At 59.7% G+C, this 7,631-nt stretch carries 9 protein-coding genes; 2 read left to right on the top strand and 7 right to left on the bottom strand.

The annotated features are described in order from the left end of the window. Positions 1 to 29 precede the first annotated feature (29 nt). From rplK to ABIZ35_RS26275, 7 genes are all read right to left on the bottom strand, one after another. A complete protein-coding gene (gene rplK, locus ABIZ35_RS26305; RefSeq protein WP_348222912.1) occupies positions 30 to 455 on the bottom strand; it encodes a 50S ribosomal protein L11 in 426 nt (141 codons plus the stop codon). A 167-nt stretch (positions 456 to 622) separates the two neighbouring features. Then, positions 623 to 1,153: a transcription termination/antitermination protein NusG gene (gene nusG, locus ABIZ35_RS26300; protein WP_348222911.1), complete on the bottom strand. Its 531-nt coding sequence runs from the start codon at positions 1,151 to 1,153 to the stop codon at positions 623 to 625. Between the two features lie 48 nt (positions 1,154 to 1,201). Next, positions 1,202 to 1,510, bottom strand: coding sequence for a preprotein translocase subunit SecE (gene secE, locus ABIZ35_RS26295; protein WP_348222910.1), 309 nt, complete (start codon positions 1,508 to 1,510; stop codon positions 1,202 to 1,204). A gap of 125 nt (positions 1,511 to 1,635) precedes the next feature. Next, positions 1,636 to 2,595, bottom strand: coding sequence for a cation diffusion facilitator family transporter (locus tag ABIZ35_RS26290; RefSeq protein ID WP_348222909.1), 960 nt, complete (start codon positions 2,593 to 2,595; stop codon positions 1,636 to 1,638). Between the two features lie 29 nt (positions 2,596 to 2,624). Then, the gene (locus ABIZ35_RS26285) at positions 2,625 to 3,854 is read right to left on the bottom strand and encodes a lipocalin family protein (protein ID WP_348222908.1); all 1,230 of its coding nucleotides are present in this window, start codon (positions 3,852 to 3,854) and stop codon (positions 2,625 to 2,627) included. 513 nt (positions 3,855 to 4,367) lie between these two features. Beyond that, complete coding sequence (locus ABIZ35_RS26280) at positions 4,368 to 4,715, bottom strand: hypothetical protein (RefSeq protein WP_348222907.1); 348 nt, start codon at positions 4,713 to 4,715, stop codon at positions 4,368 to 4,370. A gap of 155 nt (positions 4,716 to 4,870) precedes the next feature. Next, positions 4,871 to 5,023 carry a lmo0937 family membrane protein gene (locus ABIZ35_RS26275; protein WP_348222906.1) on the bottom strand — a complete coding sequence of 51 codons (153 nt, stop codon included), beginning with the start codon at positions 5,021 to 5,023 and terminating at the stop codon, positions 4,871 to 4,873. Positions 5,024 to 5,216: 193 nt separating this feature from the next. Between ABIZ35_RS26275 and surE the strand changes: the two genes are divergently transcribed. After that, on the top strand, positions 5,217 to 5,978 hold the full coding sequence (surE, locus tag ABIZ35_RS26270) for a 5'/3'-nucleotidase SurE (RefSeq protein ID WP_348222913.1): 762 nt from the start codon (positions 5,217 to 5,219) through the stop codon (positions 5,976 to 5,978). 121 nt (positions 5,979 to 6,099) lie between these two features. Then, a complete protein-coding gene (locus ABIZ35_RS26265; RefSeq protein WP_348222905.1) occupies positions 6,100 to 7,470 on the top strand; it encodes an aspartate kinase in 1,371 nt (456 codons plus the stop codon). The last annotated feature ends 161 nt before the right edge of the window (positions 7,471 to 7,631 follow it).

Raw genomic sequence — 7,631 nt, 5'->3', positions numbered from 1 at the left:
CAAAATGAGCCGTCCCGGGGGCGTAATGCTTAAGGAATGATATTGATGCCCATCGAGCGGGCGGTGCCGGCGATGATCTTCTTCGCGGCTTCGATATCGTTCGCGTTCAAGTCCGGGGTCTTGGTCTCGGCGATCGTGCGGAGCTGCTCCTGCGTGATCTTGGCGACCTTGGTCTTGTTGGGCGTACCGCTTCCGCTCGGGATTCCGGCGGCCTTCTTCAGAAGGTCGGCGGCGGGCGGGGTCTTGGTCACGAAGGTGAAGCTGCGATCTTCGTAGATCGTGATCTCCACGGGAACGATCGAGCCGATCATCGGGGCGGTTTTCTCATTGTACCCCTTGATGAACTCCATCATGTTGATGCCGTAGCTACCGAGCGCGGGGCCGACGGGCGGCGCGGGGGTCGCTTTTCCTGCGTTGATCTGGAGCTTGACGACTCCGACGACTTTCTTTGCCATGTTACTGTGTCCTCTGTGCTAACTAACGATTATGAGAAGCCCGGCGAATGAATTCGCGGCTAAAAAGTACAGCCGTCCACCTGCGTGGACTTCTGAAACCCGCGAAGGCGGGTGACTGTTTTTATAGGCGCGAATTCATTCGCCGGCCGCTCAGGCGATCTGACTACCTACGAAATCTTTTCGATCTGGCTGAATTCCAGCTCGACGGGCGTATCGCGTCCGAAAATCGAGATCAGAACCTTGACCTTGTCCTTGGGCGCGTTGATCTCCTGGATCGATCCGGTAAAGTCCGCGAACGGACCGGACATAACGCGGACGGCCTGGCCCAGCGACCATGCGGGACGGATCAGCGGGCGCGTCTCAGACTCGGCGAGGGCGCTTCGGATCGCCGCGATCTCGCTGTTCTTCACCGGGGTCGGTTTGGCGTCGCCGACAAACCCGATCACTCCCGTGGTGCTCTTGACAAGGTACCAGGTGTTGTCGTCCAGGATCATCTCAATAAAGACATATCCTGGGAAGACTTTGCGGTCGATCTCGCTCTTTTTGCCGGCGCGGACGCGGGTCTCTTTTTCGGTAGGGACCAGGATCTCGTAGACCTTGCCCTTGAGGCCCATCGTCTCGGCGCGACGCTCAATATTGGTCTTGACCTTCTTCTCGTGTCCGGAGTACGTGTGGACGGCGTACCAGTGCTTCAGCATAACGTCTCTTTACTTCCTCGGGCTCTTTGGCGTCTCGCGGACAATCGGCTATTTGCCGGTGAACAGTGGGGTCATCAACTTGTCCAGAATGACGTTAAGCGCGCCAGTCCAGATCGCCACCGCGAAAACCAGCGCTAAAACGACCGTCGTAGACTTAAGCAGCACCTCGCGCGTGGGCCAGGAAGTCTTCTGCAGTTCGATCCAGGCTTCCTGGAAGAACTGCTGCGGACTGACCGGCTTTCGAGTCGCCATCGCCGCGGCGCGCTTTTGGGCGGCAGCCATCGCGGGATTAGTCGGCGCAACCGGCTTCTTAGGCCCGGTCGGCGCCGGCTGGTTCTTGTTCGGAGTATCCGCCATTTGAGAAACCGTCCTCGCATGCCCTCAGGCCGTCTTCGGCCGTCAGGCAAAAAAATGAACAGGGGGTGCGCCCCTGTTCGTCATCTGGGAGATAATTTAGCACATCCACAACGCGTTTGTCAAGTTTACAGTGATTTATTTTGGGAGTTCCGCCCCTTCTCTTGCGCGTGATACGCCCGCTGATGCTCCACTTCGTCCTCATACGGCTCCATGTGGATAATCGGGTGCAGGTTCGGCAGCGCCTCGCGCATCTGGTCTTCCAGGTCCTCCGTCAGTCGATGCGCTTCGACAAACGTATGCGTGTCGGCGATCTGCACGTGGACATCGGCGTGCCGATGCGATCCCGATTTTCGGGTGCGCAGCTTGTGGAAATCCAGCACTTCTTTGTTCGAGCGCAGTACGTTCTCCAGGATCGCCACCTCAGCCGCCGGCAGCACCCGGTCCGACAGGGTGAAGACGGCGTCGCGCGCCAGCGAAAAGCCCACGTAAAGAATGAGCAGCGCCACGCCGAGCGCCGCCAGCGAATCCCACTGCGCAAACCCCGTCACACGGACCAGGATCAGTCCCAGGACGACGCCAAGCGAGGTAATAACGTCCGTTTTCAGATGGTGACCATCGGCCAACAGCGCCGGGGAGTCCAGATCGCGCCCACGCTGCATCAGATAGCGGGAAACCCAGTAGTTGACCAGAGCGCTCGCCGCCATCGTTCCCAGCGCCCAGTTCAAATGCTGGAGGGGCTCGGGATGGATCAGCTGACGCACGGCCTGCACGATCGCGTAGCAGCCACCGGTGAGAATGAGCGTCGCGGTGGCGATGCCGGAGAGGTTTTCGATCTTGCCGTGCCCATAGGCGTGCGTCTCGTCCGGCGGCTCATCCGAAACGCGCACCGAGAGGTAGACGATCAGTGAGCCGACCAGATCGGCGCCGGAGTTGACCACCTCGGCCAGCACGCCGACGCTTCCGGTAACGGCGCCGACCACGATCTTCATCATCAGCAGCCCCGTGTTGGAGGCCACCGCCCATCGCGCGGCGTCGCGTTTGCCCTTCGCGGCGTCGCGCGGGTTGTTAGAGATCGTTGAGGTCATTGCTTGCTCGGCCTGGAAATTGTGTGAGACTACTTCTTGCTGGGAATCAGAGAAGCCTTGGTCGCCGGACTATTATATCCTACTAACTCCATATACGCCGTTCCCGACACGGAAACTTTTCCGCCGGCCCGCCGTTGAGAGCCTTCCACCACGCAGCTGCCCTCCCAGATGCTTCCACCCGGCCCTAAAATAGGAATCTCCTGCGCTTGGACATCCGCCCGAATTTGCAGATGCAGTTTCTTCTCAGGAAAATCCACCGTCCACGCCGTCGGATAACGCACACCTGTGACCGAGCTTGTCCAGTACGACGCCGGATCGGGCTTGAAAGAGATTTTCTTGGTCACCGTTTGAACGCCATGGGCGTCCATAAACGTCGCCAGCGGGAAGAAGATCTTGCCTGTCGCCAGATCCCGCTGCCGCCAGAACAGAATATCGGTCCCATCCGTCAGCTGCACCCCCCACCAATCCCAGCCATCGTTCTGCGCCACCCAGGAGTTGCCCCACTGATGGTCCATCCACCCCTGCCCCGCCACGATCTTCTCCGCGCCCGCGCCGGTATCCACCGATCCCGTCGCTCCGCAGCGCGTCAGCGAGAAATAATACATATCCTTGGGCGTCACCAACCCCGTTTCACCCTTGCCGCCCACCGCCATCATAGGTTTGCGCGCCAAAAGCGTCAGATCGATCTTGTCCGCTCCGCCCGCGTTCAGCATCACATGCACCGACGTATTGTCGTCCTTGATGGACGTCAGCGTATTGTCCTTACCATACTCCAAACGAAACGGCTTCGACTGCACCACCGCCGACGACGGAATTTGAATGTGCGGCGGCGGCAGAGCGCCCTTGCCCAGCGCCTTCATCAGCGCCTGCGCCGACTTGTCCTTGGGATGCGACATCGCCAGCAGCGGCGCGACCTGCTTCAAGTACATCGTCATATTCGTATCGGCCAGCGAATACGCCCGCTGCGTCTTGCTGTCCAGATCCGTCACCGAATAGATCAAATAATGCGCGCGCGGCTGCGGCGACACCCCGTCCAGAATCGACACCCCATTCCCGAACCGAAAGAACGACCCCACCAGCGCCAAATGCCGCCCCTTCTCCGTGGTTACCCGCGCATTCACATACCACCACTCCACGTTCACGCGCGGATGCGGCGCAATCGGAAACGCCGCAGCCTTCGCCGCAGCGACTGCTGGCAAGACGCCTATGACCGGCGCCGCCCCGAGGCAGGCGGCGAGCATCAAAGATTTCAATCGCATGAGAAGTCGTGCTTTCTATATTCTTGGGAAATGAGTATATGCTGATATTATACCCAAGGGGATAGGAGCTCAGCGGAGGAATAAGAGACGGCGCCGTCGAGGGCAATCAGGGGCGAATGTTGGTCCAGAGATCGCAGGGAGCAAATTGTGCAATGTGGCCTGGATTGGTTGTTGCGATAATAAAATCCGAAGACGGCCGTCCTAGGCTCAATGCTTGAACAGCCAGAATTACGTCGCCATCCAGAGCCTTTGGATTGGCGGTCGCCTTTCCTGATTTACGCGCTTTTGCCCAAAGACGCGCCGCCGCCTCAAACGGATGATCTGGCTCTGCGCGTCGCGAAGTTCGAGTTCTCTTAATGCTTCGTAATAAGCAATTGCAGGAACTAGGACCGTGTGTCCTGCGCTTTCGCAGGCATTTATCCACTCTCGGCAGTGATCTGTGAGGGTTGCCGGCTCTCCCGGTCTCTTACCAGTGCTGCTTGCCGGAAATGTGTCGAGTACGATAATCATTGTCTACAGGAATCTCATTCCCAACTCCGCCCGAGTCTCGTTGATACCGCGTTCGATGTCGCTCCAAAGCTGGTTTTCCGCCTCTCGTTCGGCGACGGTCATGTTTGCATCTTCTTCAGCCCACTCAGCGAACAGAACGGAAGCAGACTTGTGGGCAGAGGTTTTCGTTCCCGTTTCCGCCTGCCACTGATGAAGTTTGGCAAGAACGTCATTCACATCCGCATCGACTTCCTCCGGCAAATTCTCGCGCAGCAAAGTTTCGGCAAACTGCGCGGGCGCAACACCCCGCCGACGCGCGGCTGCGCTCAATCGGGCTTCTTCCGCTGGTGTCAAATTGATCAAAAGGCTCATGATACGTCCTCCTCGCCCTGCAAAAGCACGCAGGCATAGCGGCGCATAAATATTATACCAAATGTGGCGACGATAGGCTTCAACGCAAAGAAGGCGGGCGCCGATGGTCGGCGCCCGCCTTTATTTATAGTGTCTTTGGAATGCCGAACGCCCAGTTATACGGCGCGGCGGCCCGTGATCAGATTATAGACGAACATCACAACAGCGATCACAAGGATCAGGTGAATCAGCGAGCCACCGACGTGCAGCAGGAAGCTAATCAGCCAAATTGCGACGAGAATGCTAGCGATTGTGTATATTAAGCCCATGAGTTTTCTCCTAGTTTGTAAATCGGTCATCCTTGACGGCCAACCCATCATTGATGAGTATTTACCCGGCAAGCGAATGGCGGAAACATAGGGAGAATTTTATTTTTTGGAGACACGACGAAGTCTTTGTGGCGCTGCGGCGCCTCTCCTCACCTTGACACCTTCCTCTCTTTCGGGCTATCATAAAGGCTCCATGCGGATTTTAGTGACCAACGACGACGGCGTGCAGGCGGATGGGATCTTTGCTCTCAAGACCGCCCTGGCGCGGGATAACGACGTGACTGTCGCGGCGCCCGAGAGGCAGCAAAGCGCAACAGGGCACGCCATTACCCTGCACAAGCCGCTGCGCCTGACCGCCGCCAAGATGCGCGACGGGTCGGATGTCTGGATGTCCAACGGCACTCCGTCGGACTGCGCGACCCTCGGATTGATCGAAGCGATGGGCGGATCGGCGGATATGGTCGTCTCCGGCATCAACCATGGCCCAAACCTGGGCTGGGATGTCCACTACTCCGGGACTGTGTCCGCCGCGATTGAAGCGACCGTGATCGGCGCGCCGTCGTTCGCCGTTTCCGTGGCGACCTTTGATTCCGAAGTGCACTGGGACGCCGCCGCGAACTTCGCCGCGCGGCTCGCCCAGTGGCTCAAACGCCACCCCCTGCCGCCCAACACGATTCTGAACGTCAACGTGCCGAACCTGCCGGAAAGCGAGATCCGTGGGGTCGCGGTGACTACGCAGGGACGCCGGCAATATGTGGATCGGATCGAAAAACGGATCGACCCCATCGGGCGTCCGTACTACTGGCTCGGAGGATCGCTGGCCGAGGAGGCGCTTGGCGCCGAGGCGGGGACAGATGTGCGAGCGGTGGCGGACGGATTGATCTCCGTGACCCCGATCCATCTGGACATGACCGCCTACTCCCTCATGCCTATGCTGCAGGACCTGACCGCCTAGCTAGCCGTCAGGTCCGGTAACTCCTCCAGCGCCGCCATCACCCAAGTTTTGACAACCATCGTTCGCAAAACTTTCGTCCCCAAGCTATGACAACGACCGTCAAGCTTCCGAGAAAAGATTCATGACAGACGCAAATTACGCACCGCAGGACGCACATGAGAGCACGGACAAGCGCCCCATCGTCGCCAAGTTCGGCGGCTCCTCCGTCGCGGACGCCAACCAGGTCCGCAAGATCGCCGCCATCGTGCGCGCCAACCCCGCCCGGCGCTTCGTCGTGGTCTCCGCCCCCGGCAAACGCAGCAGCGGCGACAAAAAGATCACCGACCTCCTTTATCTCTGCCACTCGCTTGGCGAGCAGGGACTGGACGCCTCCGCGCCCTTCGCGGTCATCAAGGACCGGTATCTCGGCCTGGCCGAAGAGCTTGGCGTCCACGGCGCGTGGGAATGGCTGCGCGACATCCAGCAGCAGATCGCAGCGGGCGCGGAGAAAGACTGGGTCGCCTCGCGCGGCGAATACCTGAGCGCGCGGATCATCGCGGAGTTCCTGGACGCGGAGTTTGTGGACGCAATTGAAGGCATTACCTTCGGCTCCGACGGCCGGCTGCACGGCGCCGAGACCTACACCCGCATGGGCGCGCGCCTCGGCGCGGTTCCCAAGAACAAAGTTGCGGTGATCCCCGGCTTTTACGGCCAGGACGTCAAAGGCCGCATCCGGTGCTTCTCGCGCGGCGGCTCGGACGTCACCGGCGCGATCGTCGCCCGCGCCGTCCACGCCTCGGTCTACGAGAACTGGACCGACGTTTCGGGCATGCTCATGGCCGATCCGCGGCTGATCCCCAATCCCAAGCCGATCCAAGAAATCACTTACCGAGAGCAGCGGGAGCTGTCCTATATGGGCGCCACGGTGCTGCACGATGAAGCCGTTTTCCCTGTACGCGAAGCAGGCATCCCGATCCACATCAAGAATACGAACCAGCCGGACGACCCGGGCACCAAGATCGTCACCACGCGCGACTCGGCGAACACCGCGATTGTGGGTATCGCCGGACGACGCGGCTTCACGATCATCCTCACCGAAAAGGCGATGATGAACCAGGAGCGCGGCTATGGGCGTAAGGTTCTGGAAATCTTAGAAGCCAACGGCATCTCGTACGAGCACTCCCCCACCAGCATCGATACGCTTTCGGTGATCCTGACCGACGAAGAGCTCAACGGCAAGGAGGCGGAAGTCGTCACGGAGATCCGGCGGATGGTGCAGCCCGACCGCATCGAGGTCGAACGTGACATTGCGATGCTCGCGGTGGTCGGACAGGGGATGGTGCACCGGGTCGGCATCGCCGCAAAGATCTTCGTCGCGCTCGCTGGCGCGGAGGTCAATATCCGGCTGATCAACCAAGGCTCCAGCGAGCTGAACGTGATTATCGGCGTCTCCGATTCCGACTATGAGCGCGCACTGAAGGCGATTTACGACGCCTTCGCCGAAGAAGTTTAGCCGTCCCTGTGGGTGTTTCGGCCCCTCCGCCCCACAGATTTAGGATGGCCCCTCCGCCCCACAGATTTAGGATGGCCCCTCCGCCTCACAGATTTAGGATGGCCCCTCCGCCCCAATTCTGGGGGACCGGAAAATGCCTCACTCCGAAATCTGGTCCCCCA

It is taken from the genome of Capsulimonas sp. (assembly GCF_039929585.1).
Lineage (GTDB): Bacteria > Armatimonadota > Armatimonadia > Armatimonadales > Capsulimonadaceae > Capsulimonas.
Note: the sequence above shows the minus strand (reverse complement) of the source record. Positions and strands in the feature narration are given on the sequence as shown.